This window comes from Mesorhizobium sp. MC2-1-1 (genome assembly GCF_057597255.1).
Genome location: NZ_CP195205.1, coordinates 1,344,186 through 1,365,126 on the forward strand (window position 1 = coordinate 1,344,186; position 20,941 = coordinate 1,365,126).

Annotated in this window: 19 protein-coding genes; 5 read left to right on the forward strand and 14 right to left on the reverse strand. The window is 64.5% G+C overall.

Going from position 1 to position 20,941, the window contains the following annotated elements:
- Positions 1-106 precede the first annotated feature (106 nt).
- Complete coding sequence (locus ACR64R_RS06765; RefSeq protein WP_487360911.1) at positions 107-865, forward strand: heme ABC transporter permease; 759 nt, start codon at positions 107-109, stop codon at positions 863-865.
- A 22-nt stretch (positions 866-887) separates the two neighbouring features.
- Here ACR64R_RS06765 and ACR64R_RS06770 read toward each other — a convergent pair whose 3' ends face one another.
- Positions 888-1,946, reverse strand: coding sequence for a D-TA family PLP-dependent enzyme (locus ACR64R_RS06770; RefSeq protein WP_487360912.1), 1,059 nt, complete (start codon positions 1,944-1,946; stop codon positions 888-890).
- 211 nt (positions 1,947-2,157) lie between these two features.
- Between ACR64R_RS06770 and ACR64R_RS06775 the strand changes: the two genes are divergently transcribed.
- The gene (locus tag ACR64R_RS06775; RefSeq protein WP_487360913.1) at positions 2,158-2,844 is read left to right on the forward strand and encodes a D-lyxose/D-mannose family sugar isomerase; all 687 of its coding nucleotides are present in this window, start codon (positions 2,158-2,160) and stop codon (positions 2,842-2,844) included.
- 24 nt (positions 2,845-2,868) lie between these two features.
- Here ACR64R_RS06775 and ACR64R_RS06780 read toward each other — a convergent pair whose 3' ends face one another.
- The 6 genes from ACR64R_RS06780 to ACR64R_RS06805 are packed head-to-tail and all read right to left on the reverse strand — an operon-like array spanning position 2,869 to position 8,828.
- Complete coding sequence (locus ACR64R_RS06780) at positions 2,869-3,747, reverse strand: RDD family protein (RefSeq protein WP_487360914.1); 879 nt, start codon at positions 3,745-3,747, stop codon at positions 2,869-2,871.
- Complete coding sequence (locus ACR64R_RS06785; RefSeq protein WP_487360915.1) at positions 3,734-4,750, reverse strand: stage II sporulation protein M; 1,017 nt, start codon at positions 4,748-4,750, stop codon at positions 3,734-3,736. Before ACR64R_RS06785 ends, ACR64R_RS06780 begins: the two co-directional genes overlap by 14 nt.
- Positions 4,747-6,051 (reverse strand): DUF58 domain-containing protein, encoded by a 1,305-nt coding sequence (locus tag ACR64R_RS06790; RefSeq protein ID WP_487360916.1) that lies wholly within the window; start codon positions 6,049-6,051, stop codon positions 4,747-4,749. Before ACR64R_RS06790 ends, ACR64R_RS06785 begins: the two co-directional genes overlap by 4 nt.
- The gene (locus ACR64R_RS06795; RefSeq protein WP_487360917.1) at positions 6,048-7,004 is read right to left on the reverse strand and encodes an AAA family ATPase; all 957 of its coding nucleotides are present in this window, start codon (positions 7,002-7,004) and stop codon (positions 6,048-6,050) included. The genes ACR64R_RS06790 and ACR64R_RS06795 overlap by 4 nt, the downstream gene beginning before the upstream one ends.
- Complete coding sequence (locus tag ACR64R_RS06800) at positions 6,991-8,205, reverse strand: DUF4350 domain-containing protein (protein ID WP_487360918.1); 1,215 nt, start codon at positions 8,203-8,205, stop codon at positions 6,991-6,993. The genes ACR64R_RS06795 and ACR64R_RS06800 overlap by 14 nt, the downstream gene beginning before the upstream one ends.
- Positions 8,202-8,828, reverse strand: coding sequence for a DUF4129 domain-containing protein (locus tag ACR64R_RS06805; RefSeq protein ID WP_487360919.1), 627 nt, complete (start codon positions 8,826-8,828; stop codon positions 8,202-8,204). Before ACR64R_RS06805 ends, ACR64R_RS06800 begins: the two co-directional genes overlap by 4 nt.
- A 149-nt stretch (positions 8,829-8,977) precedes the next feature.
- Here ACR64R_RS06805 and ACR64R_RS06810 point away from each other — a divergent pair, with 149 nt between their 5' ends.
- Positions 8,978-9,760 (forward strand): hypothetical protein, encoded by a 783-nt coding sequence (locus tag ACR64R_RS06810; RefSeq protein ID WP_487360920.1) that lies wholly within the window; start codon positions 8,978-8,980, stop codon positions 9,758-9,760.
- A 12-nt stretch (positions 9,761-9,772) separates the two neighbouring features.
- Entirely contained in the window at positions 9,773-10,639 is an 867-nt protein-coding gene (locus ACR64R_RS06815) for a hypothetical protein (protein ID WP_487360921.1), read from the forward strand.
- Between the two features lie 34 nt (positions 10,640-10,673).
- On the opposite strand, the gene ACR64R_RS06820 is transcribed toward ACR64R_RS06815, so the two are convergent.
- The 4 genes from ACR64R_RS06820 to ACR64R_RS06835 form a co-directional block, all read right to left on the reverse strand.
- Complete coding sequence (locus ACR64R_RS06820) at positions 10,674-12,359, reverse strand: tetratricopeptide repeat protein (protein ID WP_487360922.1); 1,686 nt, start codon at positions 12,357-12,359, stop codon at positions 10,674-10,676.
- Between the two features lie 79 nt (positions 12,360-12,438).
- Complete coding sequence (locus ACR64R_RS06825) at positions 12,439-13,563, reverse strand: NAD(P)/FAD-dependent oxidoreductase (protein WP_487360923.1); 1,125 nt, start codon at positions 13,561-13,563, stop codon at positions 12,439-12,441.
- A 78-nt stretch (positions 13,564-13,641) separates the two neighbouring features.
- On the reverse strand, positions 13,642-15,156 hold the full coding sequence (locus ACR64R_RS06830) for an amino acid ABC transporter permease/ATP-binding protein (protein ID WP_487360924.1): 1,515 nt from the start codon (positions 15,154-15,156) through the stop codon (positions 13,642-13,644).
- Positions 15,157-15,259: 103 nt separating this feature from the next.
- Positions 15,260-16,096 carry an ABC transporter substrate-binding protein gene (locus ACR64R_RS06835; protein WP_487360925.1) on the reverse strand — a complete coding sequence of 279 codons (837 nt, stop codon included), beginning with the start codon at positions 16,094-16,096 and terminating at the stop codon, positions 15,260-15,262.
- A 194-nt stretch (positions 16,097-16,290) separates the two neighbouring features.
- Here ACR64R_RS06835 and ACR64R_RS06840 point away from each other — a divergent pair, with 194 nt between their 5' ends.
- Positions 16,291-17,367: a LacI family DNA-binding transcriptional regulator gene (locus tag ACR64R_RS06840; protein ID WP_487360926.1), complete on the forward strand. Its 1,077-nt coding sequence runs from the start codon at positions 16,291-16,293 to the stop codon at positions 17,365-17,367.
- A gap of 71 nt (positions 17,368-17,438) precedes the next feature.
- Here ACR64R_RS06840 and ACR64R_RS06845 read toward each other — a convergent pair whose 3' ends face one another.
- The 3 genes from ACR64R_RS06845 to ACR64R_RS06855 all read right to left on the reverse strand — a co-directional run bounded on the left by ACR64R_RS06845 (position 17,439) and on the right by ACR64R_RS06855 (position 20,917).
- The gene (locus ACR64R_RS06845) at positions 17,439-19,079 is read right to left on the reverse strand and encodes an ABC transporter substrate-binding protein (RefSeq protein ID WP_487360927.1); all 1,641 of its coding nucleotides are present in this window, start codon (positions 19,077-19,079) and stop codon (positions 17,439-17,441) included.
- A 132-nt stretch (positions 19,080-19,211) separates the two neighbouring features.
- Positions 19,212-20,234 carry an alpha/beta hydrolase gene (locus ACR64R_RS06850; protein ID WP_487360928.1) on the reverse strand — a complete coding sequence of 341 codons (1,023 nt, stop codon included), beginning with the start codon at positions 20,232-20,234 and terminating at the stop codon, positions 19,212-19,214.
- A 5-nt stretch (positions 20,235-20,239) separates the two neighbouring features.
- On the reverse strand, positions 20,240-20,917 hold the full coding sequence (locus ACR64R_RS06855) for an isochorismatase family protein (protein WP_487360929.1): 678 nt from the start codon (positions 20,915-20,917) through the stop codon (positions 20,240-20,242).
- Positions 20,918-20,941 lie beyond the last annotated feature (24 nt).

Consider the following 20,941-nt stretch of genomic DNA (forward strand, 5'->3'; position numbering starts at 1 on the left):
TGCCCCTCATCCGTCCGGCGCTACGCGCCGATCCACCATCTCCACCAGAGGGAAGACGGAAAGAGTGCGATTGCCCCTGACGCGTCACCGGTTTATCTAGGGCGCCATGAGCGACACCACTTCACGCTTTTCGGGCTGGGCGGATCTCGCCAACCCGACGCGCTTCGTCGGGCTGGCCGATAAGGTCATTCCCTGGCTGGCGACGCTTGCCGCGATGCTGCTCACCGGGGGCTTGTATATGAGCTTCACGGCGCCCGAGGATTTCCAGCAGGGCATCACCGTACGCATCATGTATATCCACGTTCCTTTCGCCTGGCTCGCCATGATGTGCTACACGATCATGGCGATATCGGCGCTGGGCACGCTGGTCTGGCGCCATCCGCTGGCCGATGTCGCGCTGAAGTCGGCGGCCCCGATCGGCGCAACCTTTACCGCGCTGGCGCTGATTACCGGCTCCATCTGGGGCAAGCCGATGTGGGGCACCTGGTGGGTGTGGGACGCGCGGCTGACCTCGGTCTTCGTGCTTTTCCTGATGTATCTCGGCATCATCGCGCTCACGCGTGCGCTGGATGATGCCGGCCGTGCAGCCTGGGCCGCCGCCATCATCACGCTCGTCGGCTTCATCAACATTCCGATCATCAAATTCTCGGTCGACTGGTGGAACACCCTGCACCAGCCCGCCTCGGTCTTTCGGCTCGGCGGCCCGACCATCGACCCCTCGATGCTGTGGCCGCTCGCCGTCATGGCGCTGGGCTTCACCGTTCTGTTCTTCGCCCTGCACCTGATGGCGATGCGCACGGAGATATTCAGGCGCCGCGTCACCGCGATGCGCAGAGTGGCAGCGCGGCAAGCCGAGCGTGCCTAATTCCCAGTTGCGGGGTCGCTCATCATCCCGTCTTGCCCCGCGCCGCTACCGGCAGCGTATCCAGCACCTTGTCGCCCTCGATCAGATGCACCTGGTCGAACAAATTCGTCACCACGCAGCAATGATCGGGTACGACGCGCACGCGCTCGCCGATGCGCAAGGCTGCGCCGTGCGATAGAGTCACGGTGCCGTGCTCCTCGCTGAGGCCCGTGACAAATGCGCCCGGCACGCCCAGCAACTCACCGAACTCCGGCAGTCCCAGCGTGTCCGAGGATAGCGCCTTGCTGCCGCTGTCGAGGATGGCGCGTGTGGCCGTCGGATGACTGACCACCGTGGCAAGCACCGTCAGTGCGCAGTCGTCCAGCGTGCCGACGCCTTTGGCGACCTGGTAGCGGTCGAGATAGATATAGGTGCCGGGCCGGTATTCGGTGACGACACTGTCTTCGCCAGAGCGCCACATATCCGGCGTGCCGCCGCTGGAGACGCGTTCGCATTCGAGGCCGGTCGCCGCAAGCGCATCGCGCGCGGTCTTCAGCCATGCCTCGGCTTCCGCCGCGCGCCCCGCCGCCGGATATGTCATCAGTCCGCCGAAGGAGAGCCCCTTTGCCTGATCGATGAATTTTGCCAGCGCAATCGCCTCGACCGGGCTCTGCACACCGCAGCGCCCCATGCCTGTGTCGCACTCGACCAGCACCGAGAGCGGATGGCCGGCATCGGTGAAGGTGGCGGCAAGCCCTTCCAGCGTTTCATGGCTGTCAGCAGTGACCGACAATGTCACGCGGCCATGCAGAGCCTTCAGCCGCTGCAGCTTGGCGCGTCCCAGTATGTTGTAGGGCAGGAAAATGTCCTCCAGCCCGGCATCGGCCATTACCTCGGCCTCGCCGATCTTCTGGCAGGTGATGCCGACCGCGCCCGCCGCGACCTGCTTCTTCGCCCAGTAGGGCAGCTTGTGGGTCTTGATATGCGGCCTGAGCTTCAATCCATGCGCGTCGGCATGCGCCTGGGCGCGTCTAATGTTGGCTTCGGCGCGGGCCGCGTCGATAAGGATCGCCGGCGTGTCGAGGTCGTCTATGCTGGGCATGAAATCACCATTCAAAGCATGTCTTCCGAAATTGTGAGCCTGTTTCGGAACAAGGACATGCGCAAAAATCGAAAAGGACCTGTTGGGTTTATGGTCCCGATCCGGCCGTATGTCACGGGGCCAGAGCCGCGGGTTTGCGTCGACAGCGGACCGGCATTGGGCTATTCGGATGGCAGATTTTCAGCAAGGCATCGGCCCGAGGAGGACACCCATGAAGCGCTCCAAGATCAACGACATCATCCGCGAAGCCGATGCCTTCATCCGCTCCTTCGGCTATATCATGCCGCCCTTCGCCTATTGGTCGCCGGAAGAGATGAGGGCGCACAAGGCCGACTCCCCGGCCATCTTCACCTCGCGCCTTGGCTGGGACATCACCGACTACGGCCAGGAGAAGTTCGACGAGCTCGGCCTGTTCCTGTTCACCGTGCGCAACGGGCGCTACGAGGACATGAAGCTCGGCATGGGCATGCTCTATGCCGAGAAGATCATGATCTCGCGCAAGGACCAGCTTTCGCCGATGCACCGCCACAACATCAAGGCCGAGGACATCATCAACCGCGGCGGCGGCAAGCTGGTGCTGGAACTGTTCATGCATGATCGCGACGGCGGCATCGACCCGAAGGCTGAGGTCTCGGTGCCGGTCGACGGCACCATCACCAGATTGCCGGCGGGCGGCCTGCTGAAGCTTGATCCCGGCCAGAGCGTCACGCTGCTGCCCGGCGTCTGGCACGCCTTCTGGGCAGAGGGCAAGGATGTGCTGATCGGCGAGGTCTCAACGGTCAATGACGACCTCACCGATAACGTTTTCCGCGAGCCGATCGGCCGCTTCTCCAACATCGACGAGGACGTCGCGCCGCTGCACCTCCTGGTGTCGGATTACGAGAAGTGGGTGGGGTAGGCCGACAGCGCCTGGTTGCGCCAGCTACCGCGCATATTTGTCCGCTTTTCTATTCCCAAGCAGCAGCTTGCGTTCCAGATGCGCGCGAAGCTCGCCGTAATAGGCGGTGAGGAAGGCCTTTGAATCCACCGGCTCGACCCTGGCGCCGATCTTGCGGCCGATCGTCTCCGCCACCGCCTTCAGCGCGGCATAATCGTCGCGGCGCAGCACTTCCTCCAGCTTCTGCAACTCGGCGATGCCATAGGCGTCGAGTTGCGCGGGGCTGAACTGGAAGCGGGCCGCGACCGGGTCCTTGCGCAGCGAAAGGTCTTCGACCAGCGCCACTTTCGGCGCCTCGACCACCCAGGTGCCCGCGAGCAGGTCGCCGATCCGCAGCCGGTCGCGGTTGAAGAGCGGGAAAAGCGAGAACAGCAGCGCCCAGACCAGGCCGAAGATGGTGGTCAGCGTGTCGGCGACATCGGCGCTGGCGCGCGCGGCGAGGATCGACAGCGGCAGGAAGACCTCGATCTCGCGCATCAGGTTGCGCGCGATGACCTGGTCGAGCGTGAGGCCGGCGCCGCTGCGCGACGCCACCCTGACGCCAACCATGCGCTTGCCCGGCGTGGCTGCCCGCCGTCCCGCCTCGAAGGCGATGAAATAGACGTTGCGTAGGAAGAAGATGAAGATGATCCAGACGATGAACAGCGGTTCGGCGTCCCTCACGCCAAGCCCGCCAAGGCCGAACAGCGCGACAAGGCTGACCGCGACCGCCGCCACGATGATGATCACCACGTCGAGCAGGAATCCGGAAGCGCGGGTGCCGGCGTCCGCGAGCTTCACCCTGAGGTCGACGCCCTCCGGCGTCACCAGCGGACGGATCAGCGCTGCCGGGTCCTTGGCCTTCGCTGCCCTAGCGGTCGCCATGCCGCACCATCCGGAACAGGTAGAAATAACAGATCCAAAAGGCAAGCATGCCGCCGCCGATTGAGTAGCGGGCGACATCGCTGGTGATCGTCTGCCGGCCGATGCCTTCCAGCAAGCCGGCAAAAAGCAGCATCACCGTGACGCCGATCATGGCGGTCGCCGCGACGCGCCCGGCCCGGGCGGCGGCCGCCATGCGGGTCAGCTCGCCGGGAAAGGCGATGCTGGTGCCGATGCGCATGCCGGCAGCACCCGCGATGGCGATGGCGAACAGCTCCGTCGTGCCGTGGATCGAAAGCCAGCCGCCGAGCGCGAAGCCCAGGCCCTTGGCGGCATAGATCTGGAAAATTGCGCCGAGCATGCAGCCATTCATCAGGATGATCAGCACGCTCGGCACGGCGAAGGCGAAGCCCAGCGCGAAGGCCAGGATCGAGACCTGCGTGTTGTGGGTGAAGAGATACGCGGCAAAGCCCGACAGAAAATGGTCGCCGCCACCGTAAAGCACGGCCCGCAGTGTCTCGGCCGACGAATCCGGGTTGCGCCCGCCCGCCAGGCTCGGCGCGATGATGGCGTCGTACCATCGCTTGTCGGCAGCGACCAGCCAATAGCCGGCGATCGCGCCGATCACCGTGAGGGCGACCGATGTCCATACTTCGCGCCACAAGTCTCGGATCGCAGCCGGCCAGTCGTGCAGGAAGAAGTCGCCGATGCGCGTTCGCAAGCTCCGTCGCGCGCCGTAGAGATAGAAATAGCCGCGCAGGCACAGCGCCTCGAGATAGGAAATCAGCGCGCTGTCGAGCGAGGTCGCGCGCGCCACCGAAAGCGACGACAACGCCGAACGGTAGAGCAGGGGCAGCGATAGCAGCTCGTCCTCCGAGAGCGCGCGCGGCGCTCGCTTCTCGACGCGCGCCAGCAGCGCCTCGAAGGCCTTCCAGTCGGCTTCCCGCTCCTGGCGGAAGCTTGCCAGCGACTGGCGCACCGCATCGGTGCCGGCCGACAGCGTCATAGGAGGTTCTCCTCCTTGAGCTGGATATAGCGCTCGACCAGCGCCGGGCCGAGCCGCTGGTGGTCAGCCTCGATGACATGCGCGCCAAGCAGCCTGAGCCTGCCGATCACCACCTGCCGCTGCCGCAACAGGTCGCCGGCAGTGACGGAGCGGGCGACATCCTCCGGCGTTTCCGGCGACATGTCGCAGAGCGTCTCGAGTTCCACATCCTTCATCAGCATGAACAGCACCAGATGCCGCTCGGTCAGCCGGCCGACGGTGCGCAGCATCAGCTCGGCGCTGATCGGGTCGACGAAATCCGTGAAGACGATGACCAGCGAGCGCCGGTCGAGCCTGGCCGAAAGCGTAGTGAGAGCCAAGGTGAAATTGGTCTCCTCGGTGGAATAATCGATCTCGGCTGCGCGCTTCTGGATCATAATGAAACTCGGCGAGCCGCGCACCGCGCCGCTGGAGACGCGCGGCCTGGCGTCGAAGGAGAACAGGCTGACGAGATCGCCGCCCTTGAGCGCGATGAAGGCCGACAGAAGTGCGGCCGTCACGGCGCGGTCGACCTTGGGCACGCCATCGACCGGCTCGCACATCAGGCGGCCGCTATCGATCGCCAGAACGATGTTGTTGTTCTCCTCGATGCGGAATTCGCGTGCCAGAAGCTTGCCGTGGCGGGCGCTGCGCTTCCAGTCGATCATGCGCCGACCCATTCCGGGCTGGTAGTCCTTCAGCGCCTCGAACTCGCGGCCCTGGCCGGCACGCTTCTGCGCGTGGCCGTCGGCAAGGGCCGAGCGCTGCAGGAGAGTGATCGCCTCGTCGCGCGCGCTGCTGACGTCGGGCAGTACCGCGACCTTTCGGTCGACCGGCAGGATGACCTGGTTCCACACCAGCCCGAACGGGCCCTGCCAGCGCAACCAGAGCCGGTCGAAGCTGGCGATGCCGCGCCGGATCGCCTCGAACTCGAGGTCGAGCGTACCGCCATTGGCAGGCAGAGCGCCGCCGGTGCCCGCCACCGGCTGCAGCCGCTGATCGTGCCCGACCCGCGCCTGCAGGCGGCGCAGCTTTGCCCTGACATCTGCCGCGATATGCAGCGTGAAGCGCCCGCCGACGCCAACCTGCGGCGGCGCGATCAGCGTGGCATTGAGCGAGGCGCGGCCGCGGCCGGCCGCCGCATCCACCGCGACGAAGGCCAGCAGCACACAAATCCACAGCAAGCCGAGATACCACACAGAGGGCAGCGCGAGCGCGATCAGGAAGGCGGGGATTGCCCCCGCCGACGCCGCCCAGACCGCTCTGCCGCTCGGATAGATCAACGCGGCGCTTCCGTATGGTCGACGAGGTCGGAGACGATCTGCTCGACCAGCCGCCCGTCGATCTGCGCCGCCGGCGAAAGCACGACGCGGTGGCGCAGCGCCGGAACGGCCAGCGCCTTGACGTCGTCCGGAATGACATAGTTGCGGCCGTCGAGTGCAGCCCTGGCGCGCGCTGCCCGGGCCAGCATGGCGCCAGCGCGCGGACTGGCGCCGACTTCGAGGTCCGGGCTTTCGCGCGTGCCGCGCACGAGCGCGGCGATATAGCCGACGACATCGTCGACCAGCATGACGTCGCCCACCGTGGCCAGTGCCGCTTCCAGCGCCTTGCGGTCGGTCCGCGCCTTGATGCCGTATTGCTCGATGTCGTGCGAGGCCGAGCCGCCGCCGTGATTGACGATGATGGCGCGCTCTTCCGCGAGGTCCGGATAGCTCACCCGATGCTTGAACAGGAAGCGGTCGAGCTGCGCTTCGGGCAGCGGATAGACGCCCTGATGCTCGATTGGGTTCTGTGTCGCCACCACCATGAAATTCCGGCCGAGCGGATGCGTGGTGCCGTCGAAGGTGACGGCGTGCTCCTGCATGGCTTCGAGCAGGGCTGCCTGCGTCTTCGGCGGCGTGCGGTTGATTTCGTCGGCAAGCAGAAGGTCGCAGAAAATCGGGCCGCGCGTCAGCGTGAACTGCCCGGTCTGGAAATTGTAGATATTGGAGCCGACGATGTCGCCGGGCATCAGGTCCGGCGTGAACTGGATGCGGCCATAGGCAACGCCCAGCGCCTGCGCGAAGCAGCGCGCCGTCATGGTCTTGGCGGTGCCGGGCGGTCCCTCGAGCAGGATATGGCCGCCGGCGAACAATGCCGTCAGCATCAGATCGACGGTATCGTGCTGCCCGGTGATTGCTTTCGCCACTTCCTCCCTGATCGCGTTCGCCAGGGCCTTCACTTCATCGACGTTCACCGAGCCTCCTTGCCGTCCAGTCATGCAGTTGTTCGGCTGCTTCATGCATTGCGGCCAGATTGTTGGATTCGTTCGCTGCCTTGAAGCGCCGGGTGAAGCCATGCGCCTCGTCTTTGTCGCGGGAATCGAGCCAGCGGTCGAGCGCTTCGCCCTGCAGCCCGTGTGGGGCGCCGAGCAGTGCGCCGGCGCGCTGACGCACCAGCGTCGCATAGCGGTCGCCAAGCCCTGCCAGCCGCCCGGCGCGCCTGAGCAGCATCGCCGTGGTGTCGACCAGCGCCCGCTTGCCGAAGGCGATGGCGCGGCCTTCCGCGCGCGGCGGGCCAAAGCGGCCGAGCCCATGCAGGAAGGCGAGCCCGGCCGCCACCAGCACGGACAGCGTCAGCGCCAGGAAGGGCGGCTCGACCAGAAGCTTGGCGAGGTCATAATTCTGGCCGATGCCATGCAGCGTCAGGTCGAACATGACCGCGCCTTTGGCAGGCTCCAGCATGGCGATCATGTCGAGCGCGGCGGCAGCCTTTTGCTCGTCGGCCAACGCTGCGTTGTTGAGGAAATCGGGATCGGTGAGGATATAGAAGGGCTCTTTGTCGAGCTCCGTGAGGATTGCCCTGCCATCGCCCGCCGCGATCAGCGGGTGATCATCCGCCACCCATTGCAGTTCGTCCGGCACGGCGATCTTGCGGCCTTGGACATCAATCGTTTCGACCGTCGGCTTGCCTTCGCCCAGCTTCGCCTTGGCGATGCGGCCGAGCCAGTCGTTGACGACCGAGTTCGGCAACCGCTCGATTTTCGTTTCCCAACCCTCCCGGCCCGGCAACGGCATGGTCTGCCATTTCGGCAGCACGAAAAGCGTGTCCTTGCCCGAGCGCCGCTTGATGAGGTGCTCAAGCGCGGCCGGATCGCTGCCGGGCGCGATGGTGACGACGAGCAGGAAGGTGGAAGCAAGCGGAGACTCCAGATCCTTCTCGCCGCGCTCCATCGGCGGAGCCTGTCCATTGGTCAGCTTCAGCCATTCGACAAGCCCGGCGTAACCCGTGCCGCCCTTCGAAAGCGGCGTGGCGCCGCCTTCGGGTTGGCGGAAATCGGGCGCGTAGGTGGACAGCAGGAAAAATCCCGCCGCCGCCAGCAGGCTGGCGAAAATGCCCCAGAACAGGGTTCTGCGGCTGAACGGTTCTTGCGCTGCCCCTGTCATCTGCGCGGTCATGCCCAGGCATCCCGGAAGGCGAAACGCTCATAGGCGCCGCGCGCCTGCCGCCAGCCCTCGGCGCCGACGGGACGGCGGGCGAACAGCGCGGCCTCGACGATGCGTGCCATTTCGCTGAAGGCGGCGCGGGGCCGGGTGGGGATGGAACCGGCGGCGGCAATATCGCGCGCGGTCAGCGACGGGCGCAGGAAATCGGGCAGTCGGGTGGCGATGTCGGCGACGCTGCGGCGCAACAGAAGATGCACCGCCTCGTCATATTCGCCGCGCGCGGCGAGCGCATCCGCCTCGGAGAGCAGGATCTGCGCCGCGCCGGCATCCGGGCGCCACTCTTCCTTCGTCTCGGTCTCTTTGTGTTTCCCCCGCCAGGGCAGACGCCAGGCAACGCCTTTGGCCTCGAGGAAAAGCAGGAATGCAATGATCGCGACGCCGATGATCACCGCACCCCAGAACAGGTAGATCATATAAGGGCCAAGCTTGGCCAGGCCATCCAGAAACGGCTTCAGCCATTCAGGCGGCTCGGGCCGTACATAGGACGGCAGCGCGAACTGGATCGAATCGTCAGTCAGCAATTGCTTGTGCAACTGCGCCAGCCGTTCCGCGTCTTCCGTCCCTGCGGCTGCCACCCGCTCGTTCCCCCTGCAACCTGCGGTTCGGAGCCGACACTGGCAATACGCCAGGACAATTGCAAGCGCACTGGACGCAGCCCTCCAAACTTGGCAAATTTACTTTGAAGTCATCGAACCTGATGCGGCGGTGACTCGGGGGAATTGTCATGACCACTGCAACATTAGGACGCTCCGGCCGATTCGAGATCGGCAGGGTATTCAGCAACACGTTCGGAGTGATCACACGCAACATCGGACTTTGCGTGGGACTGGCACTGTTGTTTTCAGGGCTGCCGGCGCTGATCATACGGCTGCTGACCCAACCGCAAATCGATGCAATGGTGCACCAGGATCCGGCAGCGATGGCCGACCCGAGCGCCGTGTTCCGCAATTCCTACATCACCATCATCGCCGGATTGATCTCCTTCGTGTGCGCGCTGCTGCTGCAATCCGCGCTCGTGCGGGCGACCATCGAGGACCTCAACGGCAAGCGGCCGTCCTTCGGCGACTGCATCCAGATAGCTATCCGCTTTCTGCTGCCGACGCTGGCGATCGGCCTTCTTGTCGGTCTCGGCGCGGGCCTCGGCCTGATGCTGTTGATCGTACCCGGCATCATCCTATGGCTCGGCTGGTCGATGTCGGTGCCGGTCCTGATCCAGGAGCGGCGGGGCGTGTTCGGCTCGATGTCGCGCAGCCGCGCCTTGACCAAGGGCAGCCGCTGGCCGCTTTTCGGCCTGTTCCTTATTCTGATCGTCATCGCGATGATCATCCAGTGGGGAATGTTGCTCGTATTCGTGCTGTTCGGCGGCATCGTGGCCGAGATCGGGGCCGCGCTGGTGCAGACCCTGGTGTCCATGGTGCTCTCGATCGCGACGGCGGTAAGCTACGTCGAGCTGCGCCAGGCGAAGGAAGGCGCCAGCATCGACGAACTGGCGGAGATCTTCTCGTAGCGGGTGCAGATTGTGTCGCTGGAAACGCCGGGACCAGGCGAAAAATTCCGGCTGGGGAGGGTAATCGGCAATGCCGCCGCTTTCCTTCGGCGGAACGCGATCTTCACGATCGCGGTTGGCCCGATGTTCTTCATGTTGCCGCCTGTTCTTATCGATCTGTCGATCTTCAAATACTGGCCAAGGGTGGCAAATCAGCTGGGCGCAGTAGGCGGCGGCACTTGGGCGCTCGCAGTTTATCTGACTCTCAATCTGGGCGCCAGGCTTATCGGCATGGTGCCGAACTTCCTGGGACAAGCAGTGTTGGCGCGGGCGATCCTCGACGACGTCAACGGCAATCGACCGTCGGTTGGCATCTGCGTTCAAGCGGCGCTCCGCCAACCCCTTCCGGTGCTGGGCATCGGTTTCGTGTTCTACTTCGGGGTTTTTTTAGCTGTTTTCGGGTCATCCCCGGGAACATCGCTTGTTTCCCCCGAGACGGGCGGCTTCATGTTTCTCATACTGGTCGTTTTCATGGTCGGGTGGGGAGTCGGAAGTTCTGTCGCGGTTCCTGTTGCGGTGATAGAGGGACTGACAACGGTCGCTTCGATAGCGCGCAGCCGTGCTTTGACCAAAGGAAACCGGTGGCGGATTTTTGGATTGATCTCCGCGGTCATGATCGGCGTGGCGCTGGTTCTATGGCTTGGCGTTGAACTTGGTTTCGCCTGGATGCCATCCCGCGGTCTTCGGCAATCGGCCCTGGTTCTGATCTCAGTGCGTTGGGCAGTAGTATCGGCGATAGCTTGGACGCTGTTGTCGATCGCGCTCGCGACGACCTATGCCGAACTGCTGCGCGTCAAGGAAGGCATCGGTGTCGACGAATTGGCCGAGATATTCTCTTAGAGAGTGCTTGCCTTGGAGCGCTGGCCGCTTCCCTTCAATGACAGCAGCTGTGCTGGGATCGCACGCTCGTCCGGCACAGGCATGACGATGTGATCGCCACATCCGCCTTGGCCAGCGCCACTGCCAGCTTCGCTTGCAGTCCCGGAAATTCGTCTCTTTCGCCGCGCCGCTTCAAACATTCGACCAGCCCATGCAGCGCCCAGACATTGTCCGGGTGCTGGGCGCAGCGCTGCACGGCGCCGCTCAGGCCCAGATCGTCGCGATAGACCTGCTCGGCCTCGGCCGCATGGCCCTGGTCGAGCAGCAGGGCCGCCAGTGCATGGCGCGGCGGATGCATCCATGCCCACGGCTCGGTGTAGGAAAGATTGTCGTCGAGCTCTACGGCGCGCAGCAGATGCCTGTACCCCTCGTCGTGGCGCCCCTGGTGGTAGGCAAGTTCGCCATCGAGCAGTGCCGCGCCTACGGCGAGCGAGGCTTTTGTCGGGTTGCTGAGGAAGCGGCGCTCCGGCGGGATGCGCTCGAGTTGCCGACTGAACAGCTCGCGTTCTCGCTCGGCGGAAGCGAAGTCGCGTAGCGTCGCATGCGCCACGCCCTTGGCATAGTGCTGCATGGCCGCGGTCAGCACATAGAGATCCGGCTCGGCCACCATCGGCTCGTCGATGATCTCGCGCCACCGCCCAAAGCGCACCTGAACATGCGATTTCATCGCATGGTAGCCCTCGACCGTTTGCGTCAGCTTCGGACGCTCGGGGATGCTGACGACATCGCGCGTCACCAGGCTGCGCACCTTGTCCGCCGCCCACAAGGCAGGTCGCGACTGGCCGAGGAACATGCAGGTGAACATCATCAGATGCAGGTCGTGGCAGCAGCCGAGCAGGTAGTAGGTCGGCTCGCCGGCATAGGCGAGGTAGAGGTCGTTGGCGCGCACCGCCTTCTCGCTGGCCAGCTTTGCCTTCTCATACTCGCCGCAGAGCACGTAAATGTGCCCCGGCATGTGGTTCATATGGCCGGCATCCGGGCACATCGTGCCCAGCCGTTCCGCCGAGCGCATGCCGCGCTCAGGCTGCGTCGACATTTCGAGCAGGTGGATGTGCAGATGCAGGGCCGCCGGATGCGGCGTGGCGCCTGCCTCGCCGGAAAGCCGGATCGAGCGCTCGCAAATCTCCAGCGCTTCGAGCACGTCCGAATTCGGCGCCGGTGCGCCGGTCTTGAGGTTCCACAGCCGCCTTACCGTGCGCATCATCAGCGCCTCGGTCGTCAGCGCCATCACGTCATGGTCGTCGGGAAACTCGCGATAGACCTGCCGCATCGCAGCGGCATAGGCGTCGTCCCATTTTTCGAATTCCGCCGCGCTCACGCCATGCGGCTGCTGGAAGCGGGCGGCCAGCGCCTCGATCAGGCGCTGCTCGACCGGGCTCGCGCTCGCAGCCTTGGCTTGCGCAAGCCGCACATGCTCGAAGCAGCGTTTGGCCACCTGGGCGGCCTCGGCCTTGCCATGCTCCTTCCAGGTGAGGTTGTAGAAAGGCCCGGCGGCATAGGCGATGCCCCAATGGACGAAGGCGCAGGCTGGGTCGGTCTCGAGCGCCTTCTCGAAGCATTTTATGCCTTCGTCGTGGTTGAAGCCGTAGCACCAGTTCAGCCCGATATCGAACCAGCGCTGCGTCTCAGCCGAGGAGGTGGAAATAGGACGGCGATAGGTGCCGAGGTCGAACTGGTCCATGCCTTGCTGCTTCTCGCATTCGCGCCGGCGGGCGTCGGCGCAATTTCAGCCGAAAGGCAACAGCTTGGCAAACGGCTTCTCAGCCCTCGAAGCGCGAGGGGCGAAACGGCTCGAGCAAGGGACTGGCCGTCCCTGTGACGATCTCGCCGGCCAGCAGTTCGCCAGCGATGAGCCCCAGCGTCGCGCCACTGTGACTGAAGACGACATGATAACCCGGGATACCGGTCAATTGGCCGACGACCGGTTCGCCGTCGGCCGGAATGGGCTTCGGCCCGACGTGAAGGCTTTCCAGGTCGAGCCGCGGATTGCCCTCCAGCACCGCGGAGGCTTCCTTGAGCAGCCCCGCGATCGTGGACGGCTTTGCCTCGTACGTGCCATCGTCTCGCACGATGACTTCCTCTTCCGACCATGCCGAATCCAGCGCGAAGGCGCCCTTCGGAGTGGGCCTGATGGCGACGCGAGGCGTGTTGAGCACGGCGCGCAGCGGATGCGGAACCGGTTTGCTGAAAACCAGCAGCGCACGTGTCGTGCCGTCGCCTATACGCCTGCCGACCTTTGCAGCCATCGCCGGCACTGCCGGGCCCGTTGCGACAACCACGACGTCGGCATCGACCACCTCGCCGGAAGTGGTTTTCACGCCGCTGGCGCGGCCGTTGGCGAGTGTGACGTCCACCTTGCCGGCATCGATGAGAGTGCGGCCGCCAAGGTCACGGAGCTCGCTCAGCAACAGGCCGATGAGGGAAGGCAGGTCGACCCAGCCTTCGCCGGCATTGAAGATGGCGCCCTGAGACGAGACAGCGCGCGGGTCGACACCCGGCGTGACGGCGGCGATCTCGCCAGGCGCGAGCAGTCGAGTCTCGTAGCCGATCGACTGTTCGTGGCGGTGGATGTCCGCGATCTGGTTGGAGGCGTCATCGGCATCCCAGGTGAGGCCGCCGTCGAAGCGCAGCCAGGCGGCCGAATCATGTTTCGTTGCAAAAGTCCTGTAGCGCTCTATGCCCTGCACGCGCAGCCGGTGGTAGGCCGCGGAGCGCTTTCGCGCCGAATTGAGCCAGGCCAGCGAGCGCGACGATGCGCCGTTGGCTGCGGCGCCGTCGTTCACAATGGTGGTTTGGACGCCGAGGCGCGCGAGGTGGACGGCGGTGGAGACGCCGAAGATGCCGGCGCCGACGACGACGGCCTTGAGGGCGGTGTTGTTGGTCATGGTTGCAGCTTTCGATGGTTCAGACGATGAGTTCTGTGGGCATGCGGGGATTGGCAGGCTGGGCGCCGCGGAATTCGTTCACAGCACCTCGGCCAGGAATTGCTTGAGGCGCGGGCTCTTCGGCCTGTCGAAGACTTCGGCCGGCGGACCGACCTCGACGATACGGCCTTCGTCCATGAACGCGACCTGGTCGGCGACCTTGCGGGCGAAACCCATCTCGTGGGTGACGACGATCATGGTCATGCCGCGTCGCCCGAGATCGGCCATCAGGTTGAGCACGCCTTTGACGAGTTCGGGATCGAGCGCGCTGGTGACTTCATCGAAGAGGATGACCTCGGGTTCCATGGCCAGAGCCCGCGCGATTGCAACGCGCTGCTGCTGGCCGCCCGAAAGGCGGCTCGGTCGGTAGTCCGCGCGGGCGGCGAGACCCACTTCCGTCAGGCGTCCCTCGGCAATTCGCCTGGCCTGGCTTTGCGCCATGCCTTTTATCCTGGTCAGCGCCAGCATGACGTTCTCGATTGCCGTATGGTTCGGGAACAGGTTGAAATGCTGGAACACCATCCCCACGCGTCGCCGCAACTTCTCCGGCCGCATCGTCAGGATGCTTTCGCCGTCGAGCATCACGTCGCCGCCTTTGGGTTCGACAAGCCGGTTGAGGCAGCGCAACAGGGTCGATTTTCCTGAGCCGGACGGGCCGATGATGCAGGTGACCGTCCCCGGCTCGACCTTGAGCCGGATCTGCTTGAGAACCTGATGCTCGCCATAGGCCATGTCGAGGTCGCGGACTTCGAGGCTGCCGGCCTTGATGGCCGGTTCCTTCTCGACCTTGGCCACCGAATCCTTCAACTCGCCCACCTCGACGAGGCCGCTGACAACGCCGCCCGCCTTCTGTTTGCCGAGGCGCAGCCGGTTGTCGATGTAGTTGACCACATGGGTTAGCGGGACGGTGATGACGAGATAGAAGACGCCGGCCAGGAGCAGCGGCGACAGATTGCCGGTTACGACCGCCTGGTCCTGTCCGATGCGGAAAATCTCGCGTTCTGAAGCCAGCAGGCCGAGAAAGTAGACGAGGCTGGAATCCTTGACGTTGCCGATGAACTGGTTGACCAGCGCCGGAAGCACGCGGCGTATGCCCTGCGGGATTACGATCAGCCGCATGCCCTGGTTGTAGCTCATGCTGAGCGCGCGGCAGGCCTCCATCTGGCCGGTTTCGACGCTCTGGATACCGGAGCGGAAGATCTCGCCGATATAGGCGCCGGCAATCAGGCTGAGCGCCAGGATGCCGAGCGGGTAGGGGGAGGGGCCGAAAATCTCACGCCCGATGCGGGCGAATCCCTGGCCGATCAGCAGGATGGTGAGGATGGCGGGGAGGCCGCGAAAGATGTCGGTATAGACGCGTGCCGGGATGCGCAGCCAGGCGGAGCGGGAGATGCCCATCACGGCGATCACCATCCCGATCAGAACGCCGAGGACCGTCGAAGCGGCGGCGAGGATCAGCGTATTCTTCAGGCCGACCGCAAGCAGCGACGGCAGCACCGATGCCATCGCGTCCCAGTCGAAGAAACTTCGTTGAAGATTTGCGAGCCAGTCCATCCGTCATCCTGCCTTGCGAGCGGCGCAAATTGCCGCCCGGCTGATCATTTGCAGCCTGCCAAGGGAATGGCCGCCGGCATTTGCGCCGGCGGCCAAATTGGCGTCAGTTTTTCTTGGGGAGGTATTGATCCGGCATCGGCGATCCGGGGAACCATTTTTGATAGAGGTCCCGCCAGGTGCCGTCCTGCATGGCTTCGTGGATGCCCTTGTTGAGCGCCTCGCGGAACGCGTCGTTGCCCTTGCGCACCACAAATCCGGCGGGTGCGTCGAAGGACGGGATGTTGACGGCGATCTTCAGGGTCGGATAGCGCTCGCCATATTGCTTGGCGGCTTCATAGTCGAGGAAGTGACCGTCGATCGTGCCGTTGTTGAGCGCGGCGATGGCCGAGTTGTTGTCCGGGAATTTCACCAGGTCGGTGTTCTTGAAATTCTTGGTGGCGTAAATCTCCTGCAACGTCCCCTGGACGACGCCCAGCCGCTTGCCGGCAAGGCCGTCGGCGGAGGTGATCTTGGGGTCCGACGTCAGCACCGACAGGTATCCGGCGAGATAGCCGTCCGAGAAATCGACGGTCTTCTTGCGCTGCTCGGTCGTTCCTATCGCGGCGACCGCGACGTCGAAACGCTGGTTGGCGACCGATGGCATCAGCGCCGAGAATTCCTGGCCGGTGAAGGTCACCTGGTCTGGCTTGAATCCCATCCGGCCCACCACGTTCAGGAAGAATTCGAGGTCGAACCCGGTAAACTTGCCGTCAGCCGTGGTGAAGGCATAAGGCTTGGCATCTCCCATCGTGCCGACGCTGATCGTCTTTGGATCTATGAGATTGTATGGGTTGTCCGCCGCCCAGGCCTTGGGCAGTGATAGGGCTGCAAGTGCGACTGCTAGGATCAAGGAGCCGACGCGCTGACGCCGGCTTGATATGAAAAGACCTCTGATATTCATGGTTGTTCTCCACTCTGAAGATCGTCCCGTGCGGGGGGCACAGCGAACAATTGTCTGTACGGCCTGCGATCCGGCGCCTGTCGCGCTCTTGTTATCAAGAGACCGGTCTCAAATTGCCGTGAGACCGGTCTCTTGACATTTGTAGGCACGACGAACAGCATCCGTCAACGAATTTGAAGAGTGACTTTTCCACAATGAAGCGCCCCGCCAGGATATCTGCGATCACCGTCAGCGACGTCGCCCGGGAGGCGAAGGTTTCGAAGGCGACCGCCGCGCGCGTTCTGGGTGGCTATGGCCGGGTCAGCCAGGCGGTGCACGCGGCCGTTTTGGAAGCGGCGAAGGCGCTGGACTATCGGCCGAACGAGCTGGCTCGCAGCATGACAACCGGCCGTTCGGGCAGTATCGGCGTGGTCGTCGGCGATATCGAAAACCCCTTCTTCTCGCTCGCGGTGCGTGGCATCACCGATATCGCGCGCTTATCGGGCATCAACGTCATCCTGGCCAACTCGGGTGAGGACGTCGAAGCGGAAAGGAGCGCCATACGCGTGCTCTTGGCAAAGCAGGTCGACGGCTTGATCGTCACGCCCGCCCAGGCCGGAGACATCGCCCACCTTCGCGAGATTTCCTGCCCGCTGGCGCTGCTCGACCGGGCACTGCCGGAGCTCGATGTCGACACGGTGACTGTCGACGACCGCAACGCCGCGCTGCGCGCTACGCGCAAGTTGGCCGAAGCCGGGCACTGCAGGATCGCCTATGTCACCGCCGCGGTCCTGTCCGGGGATTTTCGCGGTGCCGCTTCAAGGATCAACACTTCCACGGTGCGCGAGCGCATACTGGGCTTCCTCGAAGCCTGCCGCGAAGCCGGCATCGAGGATGCGGAGCGCAACATCCATTTCGGCAGCGGGCGGTCGGAGAAGTCGCATGCCTCGCTGCTGCGGTTGCTCCGGAGCGCCGCCAGGCCAACCGCAATCCTGGCCTCCGACAGCGTCGTGGCGCTCGACCTGTTCAAGGCGATCCGGGAATGCGGCCTTGGCATTCCGCGGGACATATCGCTGGTGACCTTCCACGATGCCGACTGGACCAGCGTGACGACGCCCCCTATCACCGTGATAGATCAGCCGGTCTATGAGCTCGGAAAATCGGCGGCGGAGCTGCTCATCCGCCGTCTGAAAGGCGATGACCGGCCCCCTGAAAGGATAGTCCTGCCGACGAAGATCATAGAGCGGATGTCAGTAGGTGGTCCCCTGAGCCAACCGCCCGATCGATCCTGACCCGGGCAGGGCCGCCACAAACCGGACGACGCGGCGGGAGGGTTTCGCCAGCCGCCGCAGTCCCGGAAGGATCAGCTCTCCAGCCACACTTTCTCGAAATGCTGCTCGAGCGCCTGGTGCTGCTCGCAGCCCTGCACGCCCTTGCGATAGGTGCGGTAGACCGAGCGCCAGTAGGGTTGGATGATGATGCCGGAGTCGCGCAGGTTCGTCTCGATCTTGGCCATGATCTCCTTGCGCGCCGCTGCGTCGGGTGTCGCAAGCGCCTTGTCGAGGAGCTCGTCGAACTCCTTGTTCGCATAGGCGCTTTCGTTCCAGGCCGCGCCCGATTTGTAGGCCAGCGCCAGCACCTGGACGCCGAGCGGGCGCCCGAGCCATTCGGTGCAGGAATAGGGGAACTTGCTCCAGTCGTTCCAGAAGGTCGCGGCCGGCAGCACGGTGCGCTTGATCTTGAGGCCGGCCTCGCGGATCTGCGCGGCGATCGCGTCGGCGGTGCTCTTTTGCCATTCGATGTCGACCGAGATCAGCTCATATTCATGGTCGGCCTTGCCGGCTTCGGAAATCAGCTTCCTGGCCTGATCGACATCGCGCTTGGCCGGGCCGACATCGGCGAATTCGGGATGCATCGGGCCGACATGGTGGTTGTCGGCGGTTTTTCCGCGCCCGTCGAGGCCGAGCTTCAGCACGGCAGCATTGTCGACGGCAAGCTGGGCGGCGCGGCGCACCTTGATGTCGTCATAGGGTGCGTTAGAGACATTGAAGCGCGCGACGATGGTCGAGCCGGTGGCGATCTCCGAATTCTGCAGCCCCATCTTCTCCGTTTGCGATACCGCGTCGGACGCAGTCTCGTGGTCGGTGTCGATCTCGCCGGATTCGAAGGCAGAAAGCATGGCGTTGGGGTCGGAGCCGTAGTCGACCCATTTGATGCCGTCGAGATGGAACTCGCCCTTCCACCATGGCTTGTCCTTGCGCTTTACCTCGGCGCCCGTCTCGGCGTCCCAGCTCACCAGTTCACAAGGGCCGGTGGTAATGGCCAAGGCCTTCTTCGGATCGGCATCGCCTTCATAGGAGCGGTGCATGATCAGCGCCGGATAATCGGCCATGCCGGCGATCAGCGAGATGTCGGGCTTGGGCAGGTTGAGCTTGACGGTGTAGTCGTCGACCTTTTGGATGCCGCCCTCGACCGGCTTCTTGGTGTCGGCGTTGACCAGCGTGCCCATGCGCGCGGCGACCGAATTGCCGGCGACCGAGGCGTCGCACCAGCGGTTGAGGTTGTGAATTACGTCGTCGGCGTTGAAAGTGTCGCCGTTCGACCAGGTAACGCCCTTGCGCACATGCAGCGTGATCGTCCTGGCGTCGTCGCTGGTTTCCCAGCTTTCGAGCAGCCATGGCTCGAAGCTGAAATCGGTTTTCCAGCGCACCAGATATTCGTTGCACTGGCGCGCGACATTCGACATCTCGACGCCGTCGAAGGTGCGCGGGTCCTTGAAACCCTTGACGTTCATCGCGACGCGCAGCACGCCGCCCTTCTTCGGCTCGGCGGCGCGGGCAGGCGAGGGCGCGATCCCGCCCAGCGCCATCGCTCCGGCCGCGCTGACGCCGAAGCCGGCCATCAGCGCCAGATATTCGCGCCGGCTGATCGCGCCTTTCCTGAAATCGTCGGCGATCGGCTTGGCACGCGGATGCAGTTTCCTGTCGGTCAGCATGAATTTCATCGTCGTTCCCTCTTGTTGGGCGCTATGGGCAACCGCCAGTCGCGGGGCGGATGAGACCCGCCGGAGCGCCGTTGCCTGCTGAGGGATGATAGGTCCGCCTTCCGCGGCCAAATGTTTGATTTTCCGCAATTCTTATGCGCTGTTCCGCGGATGGCTGGTACAGCTGATCTCCCCCACAAGGGGAGAGATTGGCGCGTCATCGCCGGCGCCTAGTCTGACAACATCCGTAATAATCCTCGCAAACGCCTCCGCCGCGCGCGGAACCATAGAGCGCGCCCGCAGGAAACTGTGCACCAGGCGCGGTTCTTCCCGCCATACGGCTTGCCCGCCGGCGGCGAGGATGCGGTCGCGATAGGCCCGGCCGTCGGAGGAAAGCGGATCGCATTCGGCGGTAACGATGATTGCACGCGGCAGGCCGGAGAAGTCGCGGTCGCGGAGCGGCGAGAAGGTCGGATCGTCCGGCGAATGCAAGGGCGTCGAGCGGATGCGCCGGTAGAAGTCGATATCGCCGAGCGTCAGCAATGGCGCCTCGGGGTGTTTCAGATAGGAGCTGCCGGTCCCGTCGCCGCCGAGGTCGGGATAGATGAGCATCTGGCCGACGGCATGTCTTGGGTGGTGCCGTGTGGCATGCGAGACGGCCGCCGCGAGATTGCCGCCGGCGCTCTCGCCGCAAAGCACGATCGGCGATGCGTCCGTGGCCGCCACCCATTCGAACACGGCCAGCGCATCTTCGAAGGAAGCCGGATGAAGATGCTCGGGCGCCAGCCGGTAGTCGGCCGACACGACTTCGAAGCCGGTGCCGGCGCATATTTCCGCGCAGATGTCGTCATGGCTGTCGAGGTCGCCGAGCACGAAACCGCCGCCGTGATAGTAGACGACGACCGCCGCCGCGATCCTGTTCGCCATGCGGTAGCGGCGGACCGGGATCGCATGCGTTGCCGTGGCGACGAGGTCGTCGCTGCTTCTAACCCCTTCCGGACGGCCCCGGTGGAATGCCGCGCACATTTGATTGTAGACCGATCGCTGCTCGGCGATCGGCGCGGTGACGATCTCCGGCGGGTACCAACTGTTGACCTTGTCGATATAGTCCCAGAGTTCCGGATCGAGCACGGCGGCATATTTGCCGTGCTTGGCGGGATCGGGGTTGCTGGCCATCGCCGTCAGAGCTCGGCGTAGAGCCGTGCCGCGTTCTCGAAGGTGAAGCGCAACGGCACCGACCCTTCCACTTGCCAGACGCTGACCGTCTCGCCGGCCAGCAGCCGGCAGGCGGCGGCCGTATCGGTGACCGCGCCGCCATAGAGCCGGTTGGCAAGGTTAAGGATGCCGGTCTGGTGCATGGCCGCGCTGCCGCTGCCGCACGCGTCCTTGACCAGAAGCACGCGAAAACCGTGGGCCACCGCGTCCTTCACCGTGGCGTCGACGCAGGCCTCGGTCCACACGCCGGCAATGACCAGCCATTCGATGCCGGCTGCCTTGAGATTGTCAGCGAAGTCATTCCGACCGAAGGCGCTTGCCTCCTGCTTGGCCAGCAGCGCCTCCCCGTCGCGTGGCGCCACCTCATAGCAGATCGCCGTCAGCGGGTCGTCCTTGTCGGAAAATGCCGACTTGCCGCTCTCGTCGACGGGATGGAACGGCCGCGCCTTGGCGAGATCGACGATATAGGCCCAGTGATGGAGCGGCACGTCATTCGCCCGCGCCGCCTCCTGCAGGCGCTGGACATTGGCGAGGATGTCGTCAAAACCCTCAACCAGATAGCGCTTGTCCTTACGATGCTCTTCCTGGAGATCGATGAACACAGCGGCCACCGTGCCGCGCCGGATGGAGATTGGGTTCTTCATGCGAATGCCGTCGGCGCGTCGGTG

Coding starts and splice junctions, on each gene's coding strand:
- ACR64R_RS06765 (WP_487360911.1), top strand. CDS start 107: ATGAGCGACACCACTTCACGCTTTTCGGGCTGGGCGGATCTCGCCAAC.
- ACR64R_RS06770 (WP_487360912.1), bottom strand. CDS start 1,946: ATGCCCAGCATAGACGACCTCGACACGCCGGCGATCCTTATCGACGCG.
- ACR64R_RS06775 (WP_487360913.1), top strand. CDS start 2,158: ATGAAGCGCTCCAAGATCAACGACATCATCCGCGAAGCCGATGCCTTC.
- ACR64R_RS06780 (WP_487360914.1), bottom strand. CDS start 3,747: ATGGCGACCGCTAGGGCAGCGAAGGCCAAGGACCCGGCAGCGCTGATC.
- ACR64R_RS06785 (WP_487360915.1), bottom strand. CDS start 4,750: ATGACGCTGTCGGCCGGCACCGATGCGGTGCGCCAGTCGCTGGCAAGC.
- ACR64R_RS06800 (WP_487360918.1), bottom strand. CDS start 8,205: ATGACCGCGCAGATGACAGGGGCAGCGCAAGAACCGTTCAGCCGCAGA.
- ACR64R_RS06810 (WP_487360920.1), top strand. CDS start 8,978: ATGACCACTGCAACATTAGGACGCTCCGGCCGATTCGAGATCGGCAGG.
- ACR64R_RS06820 (WP_487360922.1), bottom strand. CDS start 12,359: ATGGACCAGTTCGACCTCGGCACCTATCGCCGTCCTATTTCCACCTCC.
- ACR64R_RS06825 (WP_487360923.1), bottom strand. CDS start 13,563: ATGACCAACAACACCGCCCTCAAGGCCGTCGTCGTCGGCGCCGGCATC.
- ACR64R_RS06830 (WP_487360924.1), bottom strand. CDS start 15,156: ATGGACTGGCTCGCAAATCTTCAACGAAGTTTCTTCGACTGGGACGCG.
- ACR64R_RS06835 (WP_487360925.1), bottom strand. CDS start 16,096: ATGAATATCAGAGGTCTTTTCATATCAAGCCGGCGTCAGCGCGTCGGC.
- ACR64R_RS06840 (WP_487360926.1), top strand. CDS start 16,291: ATGAAGCGCCCCGCCAGGATATCTGCGATCACCGTCAGCGACGTCGCC.
- ACR64R_RS06845 (WP_487360927.1), bottom strand. CDS start 19,079: ATGAAATTCATGCTGACCGACAGGAAACTGCATCCGCGTGCCAAGCCG.
- ACR64R_RS06850 (WP_487360928.1), bottom strand. CDS start 20,234: ATGGCCAGCAACCCCGATCCCGCCAAGCACGGCAAATATGCCGCCGTG.
- ACR64R_RS06855 (WP_487360929.1), bottom strand. CDS start 20,917: ATGAAGAACCCAATCTCCATCCGGCGCGGCACGGTGGCCGCTGTGTTC.